Origin of the sequence: Achromobacter sp. 413638 (assembly GCF_043119405.1) — a bacterium.
Taxonomy (GTDB): domain Bacteria; phylum Pseudomonadota; class Gammaproteobacteria; order Burkholderiales; family Burkholderiaceae_B; genus Achromobacter.
In genome coordinates this window covers 1-19,541 of record NZ_JBICCO010000051.1, presented here as the reverse complement: position 1 = coordinate 19,541, position 19,541 = coordinate 1, and the positions used below count along the sequence as shown (strand labels likewise).

15 protein-coding genes are annotated in these 19,541 nt (G+C 67.9%); 9 read left to right on the top strand and 6 right to left on the bottom strand.

The window, feature by feature from the left end; genetic code table 11:
• Nucleotides 1-217: 217 nt before the first annotated feature.
• The 4 genes from ACEU5R_RS19810 (at nucleotide 218) to ACEU5R_RS19795 (ending at nucleotide 3,893) form a co-directional block, all read left to right on the top strand.
• Nucleotides 218-418 carry a hypothetical protein gene (locus ACEU5R_RS19810; RefSeq protein ID WP_392411344.1) on the top strand — a complete coding sequence of 67 codons (201 nt, stop codon included), beginning with the start codon at nucleotides 218-220 and terminating at the stop codon, nucleotides 416-418.
• A gap of 73 nt (nucleotides 419-491) precedes the next feature.
• Nucleotides 492-1,010 (top strand): hypothetical protein, encoded by a 519-nt coding sequence (locus tag ACEU5R_RS19805; protein WP_392411343.1) that lies wholly within the window; start codon nucleotides 492-494, stop codon nucleotides 1,008-1,010.
• Between the two features lie 77 nt (nucleotides 1,011-1,087).
• Nucleotides 1,088-2,410, top strand: coding sequence for a PD-(D/E)XK nuclease family protein (locus tag ACEU5R_RS19800; protein ID WP_392411342.1), 1,323 nt, complete (start codon nucleotides 1,088-1,090; stop codon nucleotides 2,408-2,410).
• A gap of 181 nt (nucleotides 2,411-2,591) precedes the next feature.
• Nucleotides 2,592-3,893, top strand: a complete 1,302-nt coding sequence (locus tag ACEU5R_RS19795; RefSeq protein ID WP_392411340.1) for a UDP-N-acetylglucosamine 1-carboxyvinyltransferase — start codon at nucleotides 2,592-2,594, stop codon at nucleotides 3,891-3,893.
• A gap of 21 nt (nucleotides 3,894-3,914) precedes the next feature.
• Here ACEU5R_RS19795 and ACEU5R_RS19790 read toward each other — a convergent pair whose 3' ends face one another.
• The 5 genes from ACEU5R_RS19790 to ACEU5R_RS19770 all read right to left on the bottom strand — a co-directional run bounded on the left by ACEU5R_RS19790 (nucleotide 3,915) and on the right by ACEU5R_RS19770 (nucleotide 9,734).
• A complete protein-coding gene (locus ACEU5R_RS19790) occupies nucleotides 3,915-4,724 on the bottom strand; it encodes a hypothetical protein (protein ID WP_392411339.1) in 810 nt (269 codons plus the stop codon).
• A 191-nt stretch (nucleotides 4,725-4,915) separates the two neighbouring features.
• Entirely contained in the window at nucleotides 4,916-5,473 is a 558-nt protein-coding gene (locus tag ACEU5R_RS19785; protein ID WP_103274924.1) for a DUF1415 domain-containing protein, read from the bottom strand.
• Between the two features lie 96 nt (nucleotides 5,474-5,569).
• Nucleotides 5,570-7,042 (bottom strand): M20 family metallopeptidase, encoded by a 1,473-nt coding sequence (locus tag ACEU5R_RS19780; RefSeq protein WP_392411338.1) that lies wholly within the window; start codon nucleotides 7,040-7,042, stop codon nucleotides 5,570-5,572.
• An 87-nt stretch (nucleotides 7,043-7,129) separates the two neighbouring features.
• Nucleotides 7,130-8,755 carry a methyl-accepting chemotaxis protein gene (locus ACEU5R_RS19775; protein ID WP_392411337.1) on the bottom strand — a complete coding sequence of 542 codons (1,626 nt, stop codon included), beginning with the start codon at nucleotides 8,753-8,755 and terminating at the stop codon, nucleotides 7,130-7,132.
• A 226-nt stretch (nucleotides 8,756-8,981) separates the two neighbouring features.
• A complete protein-coding gene (locus ACEU5R_RS19770) occupies nucleotides 8,982-9,734 on the bottom strand; it encodes an IclR family transcriptional regulator (protein ID WP_103274927.1) in 753 nt (250 codons plus the stop codon).
• Nucleotides 9,735-9,837: 103 nt separating this feature from the next.
• Between ACEU5R_RS19770 and ACEU5R_RS19765 the strand changes: the two genes are divergently transcribed.
• Together ACEU5R_RS19765 and ACEU5R_RS19760 are read left to right on the top strand one after the other, a co-directional pair.
• Complete coding sequence (locus ACEU5R_RS19765; RefSeq protein WP_199770876.1) at nucleotides 9,838-11,076, top strand: MFS transporter; 1,239 nt, start codon at nucleotides 9,838-9,840, stop codon at nucleotides 11,074-11,076.
• A gap of 13 nt (nucleotides 11,077-11,089) precedes the next feature.
• Complete coding sequence (locus ACEU5R_RS19760; RefSeq protein ID WP_392411336.1) at nucleotides 11,090-11,776, top strand: DAPG hydrolase family protein; 687 nt, start codon at nucleotides 11,090-11,092, stop codon at nucleotides 11,774-11,776.
• A gap of 186 nt (nucleotides 11,777-11,962) precedes the next feature.
• Here ACEU5R_RS19760 and purL read toward each other — a convergent pair whose 3' ends face one another.
• Nucleotides 11,963-16,021, bottom strand: a complete 4,059-nt coding sequence (gene purL / locus ACEU5R_RS19755; RefSeq protein ID WP_392411335.1) for a phosphoribosylformylglycinamidine synthase — start codon at nucleotides 16,019-16,021, stop codon at nucleotides 11,963-11,965.
• A gap of 359 nt (nucleotides 16,022-16,380) precedes the next feature.
• On the opposite strand from purL, the gene ACEU5R_RS19750 reads away from it, so the two are divergent.
• The 3 genes from ACEU5R_RS19750 (at nucleotide 16,381) to ACEU5R_RS19740 (ending at nucleotide 19,302) form a co-directional block, all read left to right on the top strand.
• A complete protein-coding gene (locus ACEU5R_RS19750; protein WP_392411334.1) occupies nucleotides 16,381-16,908 on the top strand; it encodes a TRAP transporter small permease in 528 nt (175 codons plus the stop codon).
• Entirely contained in the window at nucleotides 16,905-18,203 is a 1,299-nt protein-coding gene (locus tag ACEU5R_RS19745) for a TRAP transporter large permease (RefSeq protein ID WP_103274932.1), read from the top strand. The genes ACEU5R_RS19750 and ACEU5R_RS19745 overlap by 4 nt, the downstream gene beginning before the upstream one ends.
• 70 nt (nucleotides 18,204-18,273) lie before the next feature.
• Nucleotides 18,274-19,302 (top strand): DctP family TRAP transporter solute-binding subunit, encoded by a 1,029-nt coding sequence (locus ACEU5R_RS19740; protein ID WP_103274933.1) that lies wholly within the window; start codon nucleotides 18,274-18,276, stop codon nucleotides 19,300-19,302.
• Nucleotides 19,303-19,541 lie beyond the last annotated feature (239 nt).

Below are 19,541 nucleotides of genomic sequence, written 5' to 3'. Positions count from 1 at the left end.
TCCGGCGCATTATTCAGAACCATCGAATAAATCAGTCTGATCAATAGGAACTCCCCGAAAATCCGCCCCGCCATCGCCCCGGGACCAACAGCTGACTGGCCCGGTCGGCCGCCTGCTGGAATCGGCCCGCGCCATCGTCCTGCCGACGTCCGTCGATACGGCCACGGCCTCGGGCCGCTACACCCTCGCCGCACATGACCACCAGGCGCTGCTGCTCGTGCCGGGATTGATGGCGCGGTTCGTGCGACTGGCGCGGCGGCTGGCGGCCACGCTGGCGTTGCACGTCGTGGACCTGCCCCTGCCCATGCCGCCGCTGTCGCCCGCCATGATCTGGCACGAGCGCTTCCAGGACGATCCCGCCCATGCCTGGCTGCGCGGACAAATCGTAGAATCCGCGCAGGCGGCGGCCGGCGCTTGAAACCAGGCGCCAGCCCGCCATCCTCATCCCGAACCTCGACCCCGCGCCCGACCAGAAGCCCGCGCCTCCTTGCATGACACCCATCTCCCTGCTCGACTTCCTGCGCCTGGGCGCCTTCGGTCCCTACACGCCCACGGTCCACTGCACGCCCGAGGACGTGTTCCTGGCGCTGGGCGCGCCGGAAGATGCCTACGCCCCCGGCGACCTGGACCGCGCCTATGTCGCGGGCGACGCGCGCTGCTTCCCGCTGATCCTGGCCTATGGCGATGTGGAATTCCATTTCGCCGCGCCGTCCGAGCTGACGACGCTGTTCGTGGACAGCTTCAGCGGCCGGCGCGGCACGCCCGACGGCGGACCGCTGAAACTCGCCGATCCCGGCCCGCTGCGCGAGGGCACCTCGCTGGCGCAGTTCGAGGCGACTGCGGCGGCGCTGGGCATCGGCATCCGCTCGATCCGGCCGTATTCGCCGCCTTATGCCTTCGTAGCGCTGACCGAAGGCGGCGTGGAAGTGGGATTCGAGCATGACGATCCGGACGCGCCAGGTTCGGAGCCCGTGTTGCGGTGGTTCTGCTGGACGCATCCCAAGCCCTAAAGAACGCGTCATTGCCGCCGTAGGTAAGAGGTTGCGGCCCATCGCAACCAAGCCTCCACAGCCGGAATGACACTCCCATGACACCGAATGATCTGTATGCGTTTCTGTCCGACAAGCGACTGGTGGACCTGATCGAGCGCGTCAAGATTTCCGACGACTTCCTGGACGTCGTCTCGCTGACCGAAACACAGCACTCCGACATGCTGGCCTGGTGCCTGCATCCCAATGAAGGCCACGGCCAGGGCGATGCGGTGATCAAGGATTTCCTGATCGCGGCCTACGATGCTGGGCAGGAAACAAACAAGTTCGCCAACAAGATCTTCTTCGAAACGTGGACGCCAGGAAAAATCCGCACGTCAAGTTTCGGCTCTGCCTTCATCGCCCGGGAATTCAGCCTCACCACCGCCGACACGAGACGGGGCCGCCTGGACCTGTTCCTTATCGATCCCGGCAACAAGATCATCGTCACGATCGAAAACAAGGCCGGAGCCTCTCTGACCGAAACACAGCTCAGCGACTACTACGCGGCCGTGTCGCAGCAGATCAGCAATCGCCGGGTCTTCTCCGATTATCAGTTCGCCTATATCGTCGTCGACCGCGACCTCGCGGACTATCCCGAAGAGCATCTGAAATCGTTGGGCAACAAATGGGCCCTGCTCGACTACGGCTGGCTCGAAGCATCGGCCAACCGGGCCCGGTTGCATTTGGAGCGCAACAACGAAGCAGCCCAGTTGCTCATGGCGTATTGCCAGAAGCAGACTGGGTGGCAGAGTCCAAACGAAAAGCAGGTCAACGAGCTTGCCGCGGAACTTGCTTCCCAGCATGAAGCAGTCGTCGAAGCGATCCGCCTGCAAAGAAAGGTCCAACCCACGGAATGGACGCCAACGACATTTGGCGACCAAACGGGCGAGCTGCTGCTGTTCATCCAGCAAAACCGCCAGCTGTGCGACCACCTGGTTCAATCCCGGGGTATCGCGTCCGTGCGGGTCGGACTGCGCAAGATACTTCCCCAGGTCAAGCATGACGAAGTGGAATACAGCCGGACATGGCTGCGCTTCGCCACGGCCGAAATGGAATCGCTCATGGCGGATGGATACTGGCCAATTTTCCTGAACGTGCGGCGCGATACCCAAAGCGACGAAGCCAACACCCGATTCACCATCAGGCTGATCTGGGTGACTGACCAGTTCCACAAGGACAATTGCGACGTCGAAGCGCTGCGCCAGCACATGGCGAAGGTCTTTCCGGGCCTGGACAAGTTCGGAGGCAGCGAGTATCGACGCCTGGTCCTGGCCAGCAAGCTCAATACCGCCGACGCCATCAGCAAGACAAGACAATTTGCTGCCGAGATAGACAACGCCATCGCCGCCGCCCGCAAGAGCGGAATCGTCCGGGGCTGACGAGGACGCCCGGACATGGGGACACGCCTGTGCCGCTGGCACAGGCCCCCCCCGAGCTGCGGGCGTGTCGCAAAGCCTCGTAGCCTGACACCTTTGGCAATCCTTCCCGCCCCGGCGGGCGGCCGCGCCGACGTTACAATCCCCGGGCAGCTTTCCCCAACGCCTTACCCGCCTTCCCCCAATGTCCAACCTCATCGTCCACGGCGGCACGCCCCTGCGCGGCCGCGTCGTTCCTTCCGCCAACAAGAACGCGGTCCTGCCCATCCTGTGCGCCACGCTGCTGACCGATCAGCCGCTGCGGCTGAACGGCGTGCCGGACATCACCGACGTGCGCAAGATCCTGGACATCTTCCGCGCCCTGGGCAGCCAGGTGAAGCTGGACGAAACCACCCGCGTGCTGGACCTGCACCATCGCGATACGCGCTTCGACGCCGCCGTGCACCGGCTGCCCGAGGAAATGCGCTCGTCCATCATGCTGGTGCCGCCGCTGCTGGCGCGCTTCGGCGTGGCGCGGCTGGAGGATAACGTCAAGGGCTGCACGCTGGGCGTGCGCGAGATCGATCCGCACGTGGACATCTTCCGCTCCTTCGGCGGCCAGGTGGAACGCGCCGACGGCTCGCTGCTGGTGCGCAGCAGCGGCCCGCTACACCCCACCCATCACTGGCTGGACTATGCCTCGGTGACCACCACCGAGAACTTCGTGCTGTGCGCGGCCGCCGCGCAAGGCGAATCGACGCTGACCAACGCCGCGTCGGAACCGCACGTGCAGGAATTCTGCCGCTTCATGGCGATGATGGGCGCGGACATCGACGGCATCGGCACCTCGCGGCTGGCGGTGCGCGGCGGCGCGGCGCTCAAGGGCGGCGAGTTCACGTTCGAGGAAGACTTCCACGAGATCACCACCTTCCTGGCGCTGGGCGCGATCACCGGCGGCGACGTGGTGGTGCGCAACAGCACGCCGGGCAATTTCCCGCTGATCGACCGCACGTTCGCCAAGTTCGGCGTGCGCATCGAACACAAGGACGGCTGGTCGCGCGCATTCCGCGACGGCCCGCTGAAGGTGCAGACGCCCTTCACCAGCAACGTGCTGACCAAGGTCGAGGCCGCGCCCTGGCCGTATTTCCCGGTGGACCTGCTGCCGATCTTCATCGCGCTGGGCGTGTGCGCCGAAGGCAACGCCATGTTCTGGAACAAGGTCTATGACGGCGCGCTGGGCTGGACCGGCGAGCTGTCCAAGTTCGGCGCCCACGTATTCTCGTCGGACCCGCACCGCGTCGTCACCTTCGGCGGCAATGCCCTCACGCCGGCCGTGGTCGAGAGCCCCTACATCATCCGCGTGGCCATCGCGCTGTTCATGGTGGCCAGCAGCATCAAGGGCCGCTCCGAGATCCGCAACGCCACCCCGATCCGCCGCGCCCATCCGCGCTTCGTCGAGAACCTGCGCAGCCTGGGCGTGCAGGTGGAGTGGGCCAACGAGGAATGAGGACCGGCGCGGGCCCGGCGCCTATTTCGCGTCGGCGCCGCAAGCCTTGAGCGTCTCCATGCCCCCGGGCAACTGCTTGAGCAGGCCCTGGACGCGGTCGCCGATTTGTTGATTGGTCAGGGGCCACGCGGGATTGGCCCGGCTTTTCGGAAACACCACGTAGGCGATCTTGCCGTCCGGCTTGCCGGCGCCCGTGCGCGGATTGGGGTTCTGTCCGCCCAGCGCCTGCGCCAGGGCAATCGACATTTCCCCCAATTTCGCATCCGAGGGCCCGACCTCCGCCACGATGAACGCCGACGTCTTGCCGTTGTCCAGGTTCACCGCATAGCCCAGGTCGCCCAGCGTTCCCGTGCCCGCTTTCTGATGGAATGCCCCGGGAAAGACCAGGTAAGGCACCGCCGCGGCGTTGACATACTTGGCCGGATCCAGATCCGACCGGGCACCGTCCCTGAGCGACGTCTGCGACACGAAGAATCCCTTGAACTCGCCGTCAGGCTGGACGTAGCCCTTCTTTTTGTTCTTCGGATCCGGAACGATGGCGGAAGGCCACCAGTCGCCATTCGGATAGCCGCCATTGGCCGGACAATCCAGGCCCTTGAATCCCGTGCCTGTCTTGCAATTCAGGCCGACATCGTCAGGGTGATAGGCGTTGGGCGCGCCATCGGCATCCACCTGCGCATGCGTGGTGGCGAACACGTAGGCGCCCTGCCCGGCATTGCGGAACAGTTGCGTGCCGCCGTAATCGTCCCAATGCGCCAGCGGGCAGGATGGCGCGGCCTGGGCCACGGTCGTCAAGGCGAACAGGGCGGTGCAATACAGCGTGCGCATCATGGTTCTTGCTCCAGGTTTCTTGCTTGGATTGAAGGGCAACAAAAACAAGACATGCAGACACGGGCCGCGCGCGGGGAGCGCGGACGCGAATTTTCAAAGGCTGGTCGAGTTCTTCTTATATCCAAACCTGGTAGCGGCGGTCCAGCAGCACGACGCGTTCAAAAATTGACGGCCCGCCACGCGCCACCCGCTCAGGGCGCGCGCATCAGCCGCTTCCACCCCTCGACACCCAGCCGCTTCATCGTCTCGATGTTCTTCTCATAGATCTCGGCGGCGTCCGGGAACGCATCCACGGCCCGGTCGATGCTCTCTTCGCGCAGCAGGTGCAGGATCGGATACGGCGAACGGTTGGTGCAGTTCTCGATATCGTCCGGCTCGGTGTCGGCGAACTGGAACTGCGGATGGAAGGTCGCGACCTGCAGCTCGCCCACCAGGTCCATGCGCTTGAGCAGGCGGTTGGAGATTTCCTCGAAGTCGTTGAAATCCAGGAAATCGTCGAACGCGTCGGGCAGGATCAACAGCGTGGTGTCGATCTGCTCGGGGTCGGCCTCGGCCAGCAGCGCCAGTTCGTCCTGCAGGTCGGTCAGCACGCCCTCGGCGTCGGTGGCGTCGCTGATGGCGTAGCGGATCTGGTCCTTGACCTGGACCGCCTTGGCGAAGGGACAGAGGTTCAGGCCGATGACGGCCTGGTTGAGCCAGTGCTGGGTTTCTTCCAGCACGCTGGCGTAGGCGTCGGAGGTGGTGATCATGGATGGAATTCCGGAAAAGAAAAGCGCGGGCTGAAGCGCCCGCGCGGCCCGCGCCTTGCCGCGCCTGCCCGGCGGCGAGGCCGGGCGGACGGCGGATCAGGCGGCCGGCATCGCGGCCATGGTCTGGGCCACGGCGGCGGTGAGCTTCTTGCCGTAGGGAATGTGCAGGAACTCGTTGGGGCCGTGGGCGTTGGACTTCGGGCCCAGCACGCCGCAGACCATGAACTGCGCCTTGGGGAAGCCCTTTTGCAGGATGCTCATCAGCGGGATGGTGCCGCCCTGGCCAATGTAGCCGCAGGGCGAACCGTAGTAGGCCTGCGAGGCGGCGTCCAGCGCCTGGGTCAGCCAGGGCGCCGAGGCCGGCGCGTTCCAGCCGGTGGCGGCGCCTTCGTTGGCCTTGAAGATGACCTTGGCGTTGTACGGCGCGTCGGCTTCCAGCAGCGCCTTGATCTCCTGCGAGGCGGCCACGGCGTCGACCAGCGGCGGCAGGCGCAGCGACAGCTTGAAGGCGGTGCGCGGGCGCAGCACGTTGCCGGCGCTGGACAGCGGCGGCAGGCCCTCGGCGCCGGTCACCGACAGCGTCGGACGCCAGGTGCGGTTCAGCAGGGCCTGTTCGGGCTCGGTGGTCATGGGCAGCACGAAGCCGCCATCGGCGCCGCAGCTCCAGGGGAAACGGCGCCAGACCTCGTCGCCCAGGATGCGCGCGGTGGCGTGCACCTGCTCGACGCGCTCGGCCGGGATCTCGCAATGCAGGCTCTGCGGCAGCAGGCGGCCCGTGGAACTGTCTTCCAGGCGGTCCAGCAGGTGGCGCAGGATGCGGAACGACGACGGCACCACGCCGCTGGAGTCGCCCGAGTGCACGCCCTCGTCCAGCACCTGCACTTCCAGCGTGCCCGAGACCATGCCGCGCAACGAGGTGGTCATCCAGAGCTGGTCGTAGTTGCCGGCGCCCGAGTCCAGGCACACCACCAGCGCGACGTTGCCCAGGCGGCTGCGCAGCGCGTCGACGTAGGGCAGCAGATCGTAGCTGCCGGATTCCTCACAGGTCTCGACGATGCCGACGCAGCGCGGGCGCGGCACGCCCTGCTTGTCCAGCGCCATGATGGCGGTCAGCGAGGCGTAGACGGCGTAGCCGTCGTCGGCGCCGCCACGGCCATAGAGCTTGCCGTCCTCGAGCTTGGGGGTCCAGGGGCCCAGGCCGGCGCGCCAGCCGGAGAATTCCGGCTGCTTGTCCAGGTGGCCGTACAGCAGGATGGTGTCGCCGTTGTCGCTGCGGGTGGCGGGCGCGTCGAAGAAGATGACGGGCGTGCGGCCCGGCAGGCGCACCACTTCCAGCGTCAGGCCGGAGACCTTCTGCGCCTCGACCCACTGCGCCGCGTCGCGCACCACGCGCTCGATGAAGGCGTTCTTTTCCCAGTCGGCGTCAAAGGCCGGGCTCTTGGCCGGGACCGCGATGTAATCGGTCAGCGCGGGAATGATCTCGTTGTCCCAGTTGTCGTCCACGAAGGCCTGCAGCGCCTTGGGGTCTAGGGTGGGAGGCAGGGCGTCGTCGGGGATGCGTGCGTTCATGGCGCGAAATCCTGTAGGTATGCGGTGCGGGTGGGCAAACCGATATTCTATGCCCGCCCGGCACGGGCGGCATCTTTTGTCCCCGATTCAAGCGCCCAGCAGCGCCGGCTCCGCGCCCCGGCCCAGCGCCGGGGCCTCGGCCTCGATCACGCGGCCGGTCTGCAACTTGAACACCGCCACCGCTTCGCGCAGGCGCTGCGATTGCGTTTCCAGCGACGCGGCCGAGGCGGCGGCCTGCTCGACCAGCGCGGCGTTCTGCTGGGTCACGCTGTCCATCTGCGAGACGGCCTGGTTGACCTGCTGGATGCCGCGCGACTGCTCCTCGGACGCGCTGGAGATTTCGTTGATGATGCTGGTGACGCGCCGCACCGAGGCGACGATTTCCTGCATGGTGGCGCCGGCGGCCTCCACCTGGTCCGAGCCGATCGAGACCTTCTGCACCGAGTCGTCGATCAAGCCCTTGATTTCCTTGGCCGCCTGGCCGCTGCGCTGGGCCAGCGCGCGCACTTCGCTGGCCACCACCGCGAAGCCCTTGCCCTGCTCGCCGGCGCGAGCCGCTTCCACGGCCGCGTTCAACGCCAGGATGTTGGTCTGGAAGGCGATGCCCTCGATCACGCCGACGATATCGGCGATGCGGCTGGAGCTGTCGGCGATGGCGCGCATGGTGCCCACCACCTCGCCGACGGCGCGGCCGCCGCGCGTGGCCACGTCGGACGCGGCCACGGCCAGCTCCGAGGCGTTGCGCGAGCTGTCGGCGTTGTGGCGCACGGTGGACGACAGTTCGTCCATGCTGGCGGCGGTTTCCTCCAGCGAGGCGGCCTGCTGTTCGGTGCGCGAGGACAGGTCGATGTTGCCGGCGGCGATCTCGCGCGCGCCGGTATGGATTTCCTCGACGCCATGGCGCACCGCCGAAACGGTGCGGGCCAGACTGTCCTGCATGCGCTTGACCGCCGCGTAGAGGATGCCGATTTCATTGTTGGCGCGCTGCTCGACGCGGTTGGTCAGGTCGCCGCCGGCGATGCTGTCGAACAGCCGTCCGGCCTCGTGCAGCGGGCGGAAGACCGCGCGCGCGAACACCGCGTACACGCCCACCACCAGCGCCGCCACCACGGCCAGCGCGGCGACCAGGAACGCCAGCGCACCGTTGATGCGGGCGGACGCTTCGCGCGCCACGCGCTGGCCCACTTCATCGGCGAAGTCCACATACTTCTGAATCGCGACGGTGAAGACCAGGCCCAGCGGCGTGACCTTCTCCAGGTTCAGCTTGCCGGCCTCCTGCGCCTTGCCGGCGCGGATGGCCGCGACCATCGGCGTGATGGCGTCGCGCTGATACACGTCATAGGCGGCCAGCGCGGCCTCGAACAGCGGCTTGCCCACCGGCGAGGTCTCGGGCATCTTGCGCACGCTGTCGATCAGGTCGGCGGACTTCTTCAGGTAGCCGTCCAGCCGTTGCATGCTGGCCAGGTTGTCGATGGACTTGCCTTCCATCAGCGCGGTCTGCGCGGCCAGCATCACCAGGCGGGCGCGCAGCAGTTCGGCGCCCGCGTTGTCGACGGCGCTGGCGCGCACCAGGTTGGTGTCTAGCAGGACTTCGATGGAATTGCGGTTGGAAGACAGTTGCTGGTGCACGGCGATGCCGATGACCAGGAAAAGCGCGAAAAAGACGGCCAGCGCGGTCGTCAGGATCGCGCGGATGCTTAGGTTCTTGAACATGAGCCACTCCGGGATTACACGAAAGCGGCGCCCAGGCGTTCAAGGGCCGGGCACGGAGAAATCCTGCGGCGGGAAGCAAGGATGGACGGCGCGGGCGCCCGAACGCCGGCGCGGCTGTACCTGTATTACGGCTTGATGCAATGAAAAGTTAAATATCTCATTACATTTCAGCCCTTCCCCGCAGGAACGTCCATCGCGCCGACGTCGGCCCAGGGCCGCCGCCGGATCAGCCGGCCAGCAAGGATTCAATCTCGGCCTTGCACTGGAACAAGGCCGCCAGGCAGGCGTCGAGCTGCCCTTCGTAGCGCGCGGCCGGCAGCGCGACCGACAGCGCGTACTGCTCGGATTGGCCGGTCTCGATATGCACGCCGATCCCGCAGATGCCGACCGCGTGTTCCTCCAGGTCCAGTGCCCAGCCGCGAGTCCGGACCTCGGCCAGCTGCGCCAGCAGATCCTTGCGCGCGGTGATGGTGCTGGCGGTGCGGCGTTCCAGCCGCGCGCCCAGCAGCTCCTCCAGCGCCGCGTCGTCCAGGCGCGCCAGCAGGGCCTTGCCATGCGCGGTGCAGTGGATCGGATAGGCGGTGCCCACCGCCGCGACCACGCGCAGTTCCTGGTCCGAGGCGAACTGGTCGACCGATACCGCGTGCTGGCCCCGGAACACGCACAGGTCCACGGTTTCGCGCAGCCGCCGCCCCAGCGCCTCGACGAAGGGGCGCGCGGCGGCGACCACGTCGGTATGCGCCGAGGCCGCCAGCCGCACCAGCGCCTGGCCGAGTCGGACGCCGGCGGGCGTGGTGGCGGCCAGCTGCTGCGCTTCCAGCGCCGCGACGATGCGGTGCACGGTGGTGCGCGGCAGGTCCGTCTTCTTCGCGATCTGGCCCAGGCTCTGGCCGCTGTTGTCTTCGGCCAGCGCGCGCAGCACCGCGGCGGCGCGCGAAATCACCTGACGTCCCGACGCGGAGTCGTTGTCTTCGCTCATTTCCCTATCTCGATTCTCTTGGCGTGTCTTGACAGCCCAGGGGCAAGCCACGACAATTCGATCCGAATAGTGGAACACACACCCACTAAACGGAACAAAAATCGTGCATACCCACACCGGCCATCAGAGTTTATCCGCCCTCGGTAGCCATACGCTGCTCGCCGTGGCCACGCTCACCATCATGGTGGGCTGCGTGATCGTTCCTGGGCTGCCCGCCGTCGCCGCGCAACTGGGCGTCGGGTCCGGCGGCAGCTGGCTGGTCACGCTGCCCGCGCTGGGCGTGGTGCTGTTCGGCCCGGCCGCCGCCCGGCTGATGGAACGGGCCGGATTGCGGCGCGCGCTGATGCTGGGCCTGTTCCTGTACGGCCTGCTGGGCGCGGCCGGCCCGTACCTGCGCGGCGCCTGGCTGATCTACGCCGACCGGCTGCTGCTGGGCGGCGCCACGGCGCTGGTGATGGCGGCGGGCACCGGACTGATCTCCACGTTCTACACGGGCCGCGCGCGGCTGGCGATGATCGCGCGCCAGGGCATGGCCATCGAGCTGGGCGGGGTGCTGTTCCTGTTCGCCGGCGGCCTGCTGGCGCAACAGCGCTGGAGCCTGCCGTTCGCGCTGTACCTGTGCGCCTGGGCGCTGCTGGCGCTGGTTCATTTCTGCGTGCCCGTCACAGCGGTCGCAGCGCCCGCATTCGCCGCATCGACCGCAGCGCCTGCATCTGCCACACCTACCGTATCGTCCACGCCCCGTCACGGCGGCCCGACCGCCGCCGCTGCCGCCATGCCGGCGCAGGTCAAGACCGCCTTCGCCGCCGCCCTGCTGTCGATGGTCGCGTTCTTCGCCGGCATCATCATGCTGCCCGCCCGGCTCGCGGGCCTGGGCGTCGATGAGGCCGGCACCGGCTACTTCCTGTCCTTCATCTCGCTGGTGGCGGTGGGCGGCGCGGCGCTGCTGCCGGCGCTGGGCCGTCGCGCCAGCGGCCGCGCCGTGCTGGTCGCCGCGCTGCTGGCCTACGCGGCCGCCCACGGCTGTTTCACCGTGGCGCAGTCGCCCGCGCAATGGCCGGCGCTGCTGGCGGGCGCCCTGCTGCATGGACTGGGATTCGGCCTGTCGATTCCGCTGCTCAACCACCTGGTCATCGAACATAGCGCCGACGGCGCGCGGGCCCGTCATCTGGCGTACCTGTCCATGGCCATCTTCTGCGGCCAGTTCCTGTCTTCCTTCATGGAATTCCTGCCCGGCGGGCCCGGCGTCGTATTCGCCGGCGCCGGCCTGATTTCATTGCTGTCGGCCGCCGCCTTCGCGCTCGCGATGGGCCGCCAGCGCCCCTCCCCCCGTCACGACTGAGGACACTCGCGCCATGGAACTCTCGCAAGCCAGCCTGCTGCTGGACCCCGCCCCCCTGCAACTGGAAACCGGCTTTGAACGGCTGCCCAACGGCGTGCTGCACGTGGCCTGCCGCACCGATCTGCACAACTGCACGGGCGAGATGTTCGAATGGTGGTTCCGCTCGCGTCCCGGCACGCGCGAGTACATCTGGTGGCACCCCGTGGACCACGTGTCCAGCGACTGGGCCGAAGGCAGCGCCGATACGCACGTGGGTTCGATCCATCTGGTGAAGGAGTACTTCACCGGCATGCCCGCCGCCGACCTGGCCATCCAGTTCCGCGACGCCGCCGAATTCTTTGGCGCCGAGGCCTACCGCGCGGCGCGCGACAGCGGCGCCATCTCGGCAGCCGTCTGCGGCCGCGTCGGCATGGGCGCGACGCCGCAACGCCTGCCCACCGGCGAAGTGCTGGGCGGCCGCCTGCTGCACATCGGCCGTGACACGAAATGGGGGCTGGCGCTGCGCAGCCATTTCTACATGGGCCAGGACCTGGTCGCCGACGGCTGGACGCCGGACCAGCTCAAGGCTGAATTCAGCGACGACTTCGGCCGCGCGCTGCTCATGCACTGCTACAACGAGTTCACCTTCCTGTCGCGCTTCCTGCCCGGCATTTACACCGGCGACAACCGCGACGCCAAGCCGGTGACGCTGCCCTGGTAAGCGCCGCGCCGCAGGCCACCGACACGCGCCGGATACCGGGCCCGCCCGGACACGGCGTTCCAAGGACGGTGGATCCAAAGCAAGGTCTCGAGTACGCCGTCGCGAAAGCGGCGCATCATGGACAAAGGCCCCACCGCCCTGAAGCGGTGGGGCCTTTTGCCTGCAGCCCGAGCTATGCCTGGCGCTTTACTTCAGCCAGACGCGTGCGTTGCGGAACATGCGCATCCAGGGGCTGAACGTGCCGCCGGCGTCGGCCTTGCCCCACTTTTCGGGGGCCCAGGACATCATGACGTTGCGGGTCACGCGTTCCGGGTGCGGCATCATCACCGTGAAGCGGCCGTCGGCGGTGGTGACCGAGGTCAGGCCGCCCGGGCTGCCGTTGGGGTTGAACGGATAGGCCTCGGTGGCCTGGCCGCGGTTGTCGATGTAGCGCGCGGCCGTCAGCACGCGGCCGGCGTCGCCCTGCTGCGAGAAATCGGCATAGCCTTCGCCGTGCGCCACGGCCACCGGGATGCGCGCGCCGTCCATGCCGGCGAAGAAGATCGACGGCGACTGGGCCAGTTCCACCAGGGCCAGGCGCGCCTCGTACTTCTCGGACAGGTTGCGCGTGAAGCGCGGCCAGGCCTCGGCGCCGGGGATCATGGGCGCCAGCGCGGCCATCATCTGGCAGCCGTTGCACACGCCCAGCGCGAAGGTGTCGGGGCGCGCGAAATAGGCGGCGAACTGGTCCGACAGGCGGCTGTTGAAGCGGATGGTGCGGGCCCAGCCTTCGCCGGCGCCCAGCACGTCGCCGTAGCTGAAGCCGCCCACGGCCACCAGGCCCTGCATGCCCGCCAGGTCCACGCGGCCGGCCAGCAGGTCGGTCATGTGCACGTCGTAGGCCTCGAAGCCGGCGGTGTCGAAGGCCCAACCCATTTCAACCTGGCTGTTGCAGCCTTGCTCGCGCAGGATGGCCACGCGCGGACGCTTGCCGGTGGCGATGTACGGCGCGGCGATGTCTTCCTGCGGATCGAAGTCCACGTTCGGCTGCATGCCCGGATCCTGCGTGTCGCTCCAGACGTCCAGCTCGGCCTGGGCGCAGGCCGGATTGTCGCGGCGCGCCATGATGCGGTAGGACACTTCGCTCCAGGCGCGGCCCAGGTCGGCGCGCGGCTGGCCCCAGACCTTCTTGCCGTCGCGATAGAACTCGATCTCGTCGGCCGCGTTCAGGCCGCCGATCACGTGCGAGTGGGCCGACAGGCCCGCGCCGCGCAGCACCTGCATGACGGCGTCGCGTTGCGCGGCCGGCACCTGGATGACGGCGCCGGCTTCTTCCGAGAACAGCGCCTTGAGCGTCAGCTCGTCGCGCTGCACGGCCACTTGCTCGGGACGGATCTTGTAATCGCCCCAGTCGGCCGACTGCGGATCGAAGGTCAGCATGTCCAGGTTGACCGAGATGCCGGTGCGGCCGGCGAAGGCCATTTCGGTCAGCGTGGCGAACAGGCCGCCGTCGGAACGGTCGTGATAGGCCAGGATGGTGCCGGCCTCGGCCAGCGTGCGGATGGTGACGAAGAACGCGCGCAAGTCCTGCGGCGCGTCGATGTCCGGCACCGTCTCGCCAACCTGGTTGTAGGTCTGCGCCAGGATCGAGCCGCCCATGCGATGGCGGCCGCGACCCAGGTCGACCAGGATCAGCACGCTGTCGCCGGCGTCGGTGCGCAGCTGCGGCGTGAGGCTGGCGCGCACGTCGGCCACCGGCGCGAAGGCCGTGACGATCAGCGACACCGGCGCCACCACCTGGCGCTGCTCGCCGTCCTGTTCCCAGCTGGTCTTCATGGACAGCGAGTCCTTGCCGACGGGGATGGACAGGCCGGCGGCCTGGCACAGCTCGCTGACGGCCGACACGGTGTCGTACAGCGCCGCGTCCTGGCCCGGCACGCCGCAGGCGGCCATCCAGTTGGCGGACAGCTTGATGTCTTCCAGGCGCGCCACGTCGGCGGCGGCCAGGTTGGTCAGGGCCTCGGCCACGGCCATGCGGCCCGAGGCCGGCGCGTCGAGCATGGCGATGGGCGTGCGTTCGCCCATGGACATGGCTTCGCCGCGGAAGCCTTCGTAGTCGGCCAGCGTCACGGCGCAGTCGGCCACCGGCACCTGCCACGGACCGACCATCTGGTCGCGGCTGGACAGCCCGCCCACGGTGCGGTCGCCGATGGTGATGAGGAAGGACTTGTTGGCCACGGTGGGGTGGCGCAGCACGCGGTAGGCGGCTTCGGTCAGGTCGATGCCGGCCAGGTCCAGCGGGGCCGACACGCCAGGCAGGCGCTTGACGTCGCGCGTCATGCGCGGCGGCTTGCCCAGGATCACGTCGATGGGCACATCCACCGGACGCACTTCATCGGCGCCCTGCGCGCGGATGGCGTCCAGGCCCGGCAGGCCCTCGCCGTCGACCACGCGCAGCTGGCGCTCTTCGGTGGCCACGCCCACCACCGCGTAGGGACAGCGCTCGCGGCGCGCGATGGCGTCGAAGCGGTCCAGGTCCTGCGGCAGGATCGACAGGACGTAGCGCTCCTGCGATTCGTTGCTCCAGATCTCGGCCGGCGACAGGCCCGATTCTTCCAGGGGCACGCGCTTCAGGTCGAAGATGGCGCCGCGGCCGGCGTCGTTGACCAGCTCGGGGAAGGCGTTGGACAGGCCGCCCGCGCCCACGTCATGGATGGCGATGATGGGGTTGCGCTCGCCCTGCTGCCAGCAGCGGTCGATGACTTCCTGCGCGCGGCGTTCCAATTCCGGATTGCCGCGCTGGACGGAATCGAAGTCCAGCTCGGCGGAGTTGCTGCCCATGCTGATGCTGGACGCGGCGCCGCCGCCCATGCCGATGCGAAAGCCCGGGCCGCCCAGCTGGATCAGCAGCGCGCCCGGCGGGATCACGTCCTTGTGCGTCAGGCCGGCGTCGATGCTGCCCAGGCCGCCCGCGATCATGATGGGCTTGTGATAGCCCCAGCGCGTGTCGCCGGCGGTCTGCTCGAAGCTGCGGAAATAGCCCAGCAGGTTGGGACGGCCGAATTCGTTGTTGAAGGCGGCGCCGCCGATGGGGCCGTCGATCATGATGGACAGCGGCGAGGCGATGCGGTCCGGCAGGCCGTGATGGTCGGCTTCCCAGGGCTGCGGCGCATCCGGAAAGCGCAGGTGCGACACGGTGAAGCCGGTCAGGCCGGCCTTGGGCTTGGAACCCCGGCCGGTGGCGCCTTCGTCGCGGATCTCGCCGCCCGCGCCGGTGGACGCGCCGGGAAACGGCGCGATGGCGGTCGGGTGATTGTGCGTTTCCACCTTCATCAGCGTGTGCACGGTGGTGTCGCGGCGGATATAGCGGGCCTGGTCGGCGCCCTCGCCCGCCGCGCCCGGCAGGCCGGGCACGCCGGCCTGGAAGCGCTGGGCCGGACCGCCTTCCATGATGGCGGCATTGTCGGAATAGGCGACCACGGTGCCGGCGGGCTGGGCCTTGTGGGTGGCGCGGATCATGCCGAACAGCGTGTTGGGCTGCTCCTGGCCGTCGATCACCCACTGGGCGTTGAAGATCTTGTGGCGGCAGTGCTCGCTGTTGGCCTGGGCGAACATCATCAGCTCGACGTCGGTGGGGTCGCGCCCCAGGTCGCTGAAGGACTTGGCCAGGTATTCGATTTCGTCGTCGGACAGCGCCAGGCCCAGCGTGGCGTTGGCCTCGACCAGCGCCTCGGCGCCGCGCGCCTGCACGGCCACGGTGCGCATGGGCTTGCCGGCCAGCGTCTGGAACAGCGCCTGACCGTCGAAGCCGGCGTCGACCACGGTTTCGGTCATGCGGTCATGCAGGCAGTCGGCCGCGCGCGCCAGCATGGCGGCGTCAAAGCTCTTGGCGCCCAGCAGGCCGCGCTCGGGCGTGATCACGTAGCGCACGCCGCGCTCGATGCGGCGCACGGCGTCCAGGCCGCAGTTGTGGGCGATGTCGGTGGCCTTGCTGGCCCACGGGGAAATCGTGCCCAGGCGCGGGATGACCAGCAGTTCCAGGCTCTTGGCGGGCGCGTCGCCGGTCACGGGCGTGCCGTAGTCCAGCAGTTGGGCCAGCTGTTGCTGCTGCGCGGCCGTCAGGGCGGCATCGGTGTTGACGAAGTGCTCGTAGCGGGCGGAGATGTCGGCCACCGGCAGGCCGGCCTCTTTCAGTTGCGCCAGCAGGCGATCGCGGCGGAAGGAGGACAGGACGGAGGAACCAGGCAGATGCTGAACAAGGGACACGATGCGGGCGCCGTATTTGAGGAAGGAGCAAAACGAGGATTTTACCTGTTAAGCGGGTTTTCCCGGAGCGCGCGCGCGGGCGGCGTTCGATCGTCCGCTTCCGGCCTGGTGTTACAAAAAAATTCGCCCCCGATCAACCCTCGATCCCGCATCGCAGCATTCATGAAAATCCATGAATCTCCTGCACATTCTGCCTGGCCATCCCGATTTCCGAAAATCCGATCCCGCATCGCAACATGCGCGGCCAGCGCCAAAAACACGGGAAAACACGAACACCCCAGCCGGGAACCCGACGGTAGGATGCTGCGACACCTCCCCCCAACCCGCACACGCCGCCGCGCTGGCCATACCGCCTCACCATGTCCCGCTCCGAAGCCTCCGCAGAGCCCGCCGAACCGATTCTTCCCGTTGAACCCGAACCCGACGTGAAAGTGCCGCTGGCCATCGAGGACTGGCTGGCCGTGATATTGCTGGCGGCGCTGGCGCTGATCACCTTCGTGAACGTGCTGGTGCGCTATTTCACCGACCAGTCCTTCGCCTGGACCGAGGAAATCTCCGTCTTCCTGCTGATCGTGCTGACCATGACCGGCGGCAGCATGGCCTTCGTGCGCAACCACCACATCCGCATCGAGATCCTGGCCGACAACGGCTCGCCCCGGCGCCAGCGCATCATGGCCCTGATCGCCAACGGCTGCGTGCTGCTGTTCTTCGTGCTGCTGACGGTGCTGTCGGTCAAGCTGGTGGCCGACGAATACATCTACGAAGAGACCTCGCCCGCCATCGGCGTGCCGACCTGGTGGTATTCGATCTGGCTGCCGGTGATGGCCGCCGCCATCTCGCTGCGCATGCTGGGCGTGATGCGCCGCATCCTGCGGAGCCAGGCATGATCGCCGCCATCCTGTTCGGGGTCTTCATCGTCCTGATGCTGATCGGCGTGCCGGTGGGCGTGGCGCTGGGCCTGGGCGGCACGGTGGCCATCGTGCTGTCCAACCTGGACACGCCCTGGTATGGCCTCCTGACCGTGCCGCAGAACTTCTACGCCGGCCTGGCCAAGTACCCGCTGCTGGCGATCCCGATGTTCGTGCTGGTCGGCTCGATCTTCGACCGCTCGGGCGTGGCCAGGCGCCTGGTGGATTTCGCCATCGCCATCGTCGGACGCGGCCCGGGCATGCTGCCGCTGGTGTCGATCGCGGTGGCCATGTTCCTGGGCGGCATCTCCGGCTCCGGCCCGGCCTGCGCCGCCGCCGTGGGCGCGGTGATGATCACCGCCATGTCGCGCGCCGGTTATCCGGGCCCGTTCTCGGCCGCGGTGGTGGCCGCCGGCGCCGCCACCGACATCCTGATCCCGCCCTCGGTGGCCTTCATCATCTACTCGGTGCTGGTGCCGGGCGCGTCGGTGCCGGCGCTGTTCGCCGCCGGCATGGTGCCCGGCATCCTGGCCGGCTTCGCGCTGATCATCCCGGCCGTGTGGCTGTCGCGCAAGCACAAGATGGGCTCGCTGGAAGCGCACCTGCCGCGCCCGCCGTTCTGGAAGAGCCTGCGCGAGGCGTCCTGGGGCCTGGCCGCGCCGGTGCTGATCCTGGGCGGCATGCGCATGGGCTGGTTCACGCCGACCGAGGCCGCCGTGGTGGCGGTGTTCTACGGCCTGTTCGTGGGCATGTTCATCCATCGCAGCATCAAGCCGCGCGATCTGTTCACCATCCTGCGCGAGGCCGCCGAGCTGTCGGCCGTGATCATGCTGGTGGTGACGCTGGCCGGCATTTTCGCCTGGGCCCTGTCCACGCTCAGCGTGATCGACCCGATCACGCACGCGATCGTCAATTCCGGGCTGGGCGAATGGGGCGTGCTGGCGCTGCTGATCCTGCTGCTGATGACGGTGGGCATGTTCCTGGACGGCATCTCGATCTTCCTGATCTTCGTGCCGCTGCTCATGCCCATCGCCAATGCCTACGGCTGGGATCCGGTGTGGTTCGGCGTGATCCTGACGCTGAAGGTCGCGCTGGGCCAGTTCACCCCGCCGCTGGCGGTGAACCTGATGGTGTCGTGCCGCATCGCGCGGGTGCCGATGGAGTCGACGGTGCCCTGGGTGGTGTGGCTGCTGGGCGCGATGTTCCTGGTGCTGGTGGCGGTGCTGGTGTTCCCGCAACTGGCGCTGTGGCTGCCGCACAAGCTGGGATATTGAACGCCGGGCGCGCGCCGCGCGCCGGCCTGGAAAGGTACGGACATCACAACGAGAAGAGAGGAGACGCAAGATGAAGTTCCGCAATTGGATCGCCGCCGCCTTGTGCACGGCCGCCGTCGCCGGCCTGGCGCCCGCCCACGCGCAGACCTACAAGCCCGAGTACAAGCTCTCCATCGTCGTCGGCACCACCTTCCCGTGGGGCCAGGGCGCCGAGATCTGGTCCAACCTGGTGCGCGAGCGCACCCAGGGCCGCATCAACATCAAGGTCTATCCCGGCACCTCGCTGGTCCAGGGCGACCAGACCCGCGAATTCACCGCCATCCGCCAGGGCGTGATCGACATGGCCGTGGGCTCGACCATCAACTGGTCGCCGCAGGTCAAGCAGCTGAACCTGTTCTCGCTGCCCTTCCTGATGCCCGACTACGCCGCCATCGACGCGCTGGTGCAGGGCGAGGTCGGCAAGGAGATGTTCAAGCTGATCGAGAAGGCCGGCGTGGTGCCGCTGGCCTGGGGCGAGAATGGCTACCGCCAGCTGTCGAACTCCAAGCGCGAGATCAAGCGCCCCGAGGACATGAAGGGCATGAAGCTGCGCGTGGTGGGCTCGCCGCTGTACATCGACACCTTCACCGCGCTGGGCGCCAACCCCACGCAGATGAGCTGGGCCGACGCCCAGCCGGCGCTGGCCAGCGGCGCGGTCGACGGCCAGGAGAACCCGCTGTCCATCTACACCGGCTCCAAGCTCTACACCGTGGGCCAGAAATACCTGACGCTGTGGAACTACGTGGCCGACCCGCTGATCTTCGTGGTCAACAGGGAGGTCTGGAACGCCTGGTCCGAGAAGGACCGCGAGATCGTGCGCCAGGCCGCGCTGGACGCCGGCAAGCAGCAGATCGTCATCGCGCGCAAGGGCGTGACGCCTGAAGACCCGTCGCTGCTCAAGGAAATCGAAGGCCACGGCGTCACCGTGACTTCGCTGTCCCAGGCCGACCACGACGCCTTCGCCAAGATCACCAAGCCGGTCTACGACAAGTGGAAGAAGCAGATCGGCGAGGATCTGGTCAACACCGCCGAGAAGGCGATCGCGGCCCGCAAGAAGTGAAGATCAGGAAGCAGACCGTAAGGATTTAGCAGCAAGCCCAGGGGGAAAGGCGGCCATCATGAGCCGCCGCCGGGCCGTTTCCCGAGGCTGCCGCAGCGCGCCAGCGCGAAGAGCCGCCCGGGAGACCGCCACAAGCAAGGCCGGAACGCAGGTTCCGCCGATCTAGGACGGGGGGGGGGCCCCACCCCCCGGCCCGGTTTTTTTTTGGGGGGGGCCGCCCGCCCCCCCCCCCCCCCCCC

Coding starts and splice junctions, on each gene's coding strand:
- ACEU5R_RS19805 (WP_392411343.1), top strand. CDS start 492: ATGACACCCATCTCCCTGCTCGACTTCCTGCGCCTGGGCGCCTTCGGT.
- ACEU5R_RS19800 (WP_392411342.1), top strand. CDS start 1,088: ATGACACCGAATGATCTGTATGCGTTTCTGTCCGACAAGCGACTGGTG.
- ACEU5R_RS19795 (WP_392411340.1), top strand. CDS start 2,592: ATGTCCAACCTCATCGTCCACGGCGGCACGCCCCTGCGCGGCCGCGTC.
- ACEU5R_RS19790 (WP_392411339.1), bottom strand. CDS start 4,724: ATGATGCGCACGCTGTATTGCACCGCCCTGTTCGCCTTGACGACCGTG.
- ACEU5R_RS19785 (WP_103274924.1), bottom strand. CDS start 5,473: ATGATCACCACCTCCGACGCCTACGCCAGCGTGCTGGAAGAAACCCAG.
- ACEU5R_RS19780 (WP_392411338.1), bottom strand. CDS start 7,042: ATGAACGCACGCATCCCCGACGACGCCCTGCCTCCCACCCTAGACCCC.
- ACEU5R_RS19775 (WP_392411337.1), bottom strand. CDS start 8,755: ATGTTCAAGAACCTAAGCATCCGCGCGATCCTGACGACCGCGCTGGCC.
- ACEU5R_RS19770 (WP_103274927.1), bottom strand. CDS start 9,734: ATGAGCGAAGACAACGACTCCGCGTCGGGACGTCAGGTGATTTCGCGC.
- ACEU5R_RS19760 (WP_392411336.1), top strand. CDS start 11,090: ATGGAACTCTCGCAAGCCAGCCTGCTGCTGGACCCCGCCCCCCTGCAA.
- ACEU5R_RS19750 (WP_392411334.1), top strand. CDS start 16,381: ATGTCCCGCTCCGAAGCCTCCGCAGAGCCCGCCGAACCGATTCTTCCC.
- ACEU5R_RS19745 (WP_103274932.1), top strand. CDS start 16,905: ATGATCGCCGCCATCCTGTTCGGGGTCTTCATCGTCCTGATGCTGATC.
- ACEU5R_RS19740 (WP_103274933.1), top strand. CDS start 18,274: ATGAAGTTCCGCAATTGGATCGCCGCCGCCTTGTGCACGGCCGCCGTC.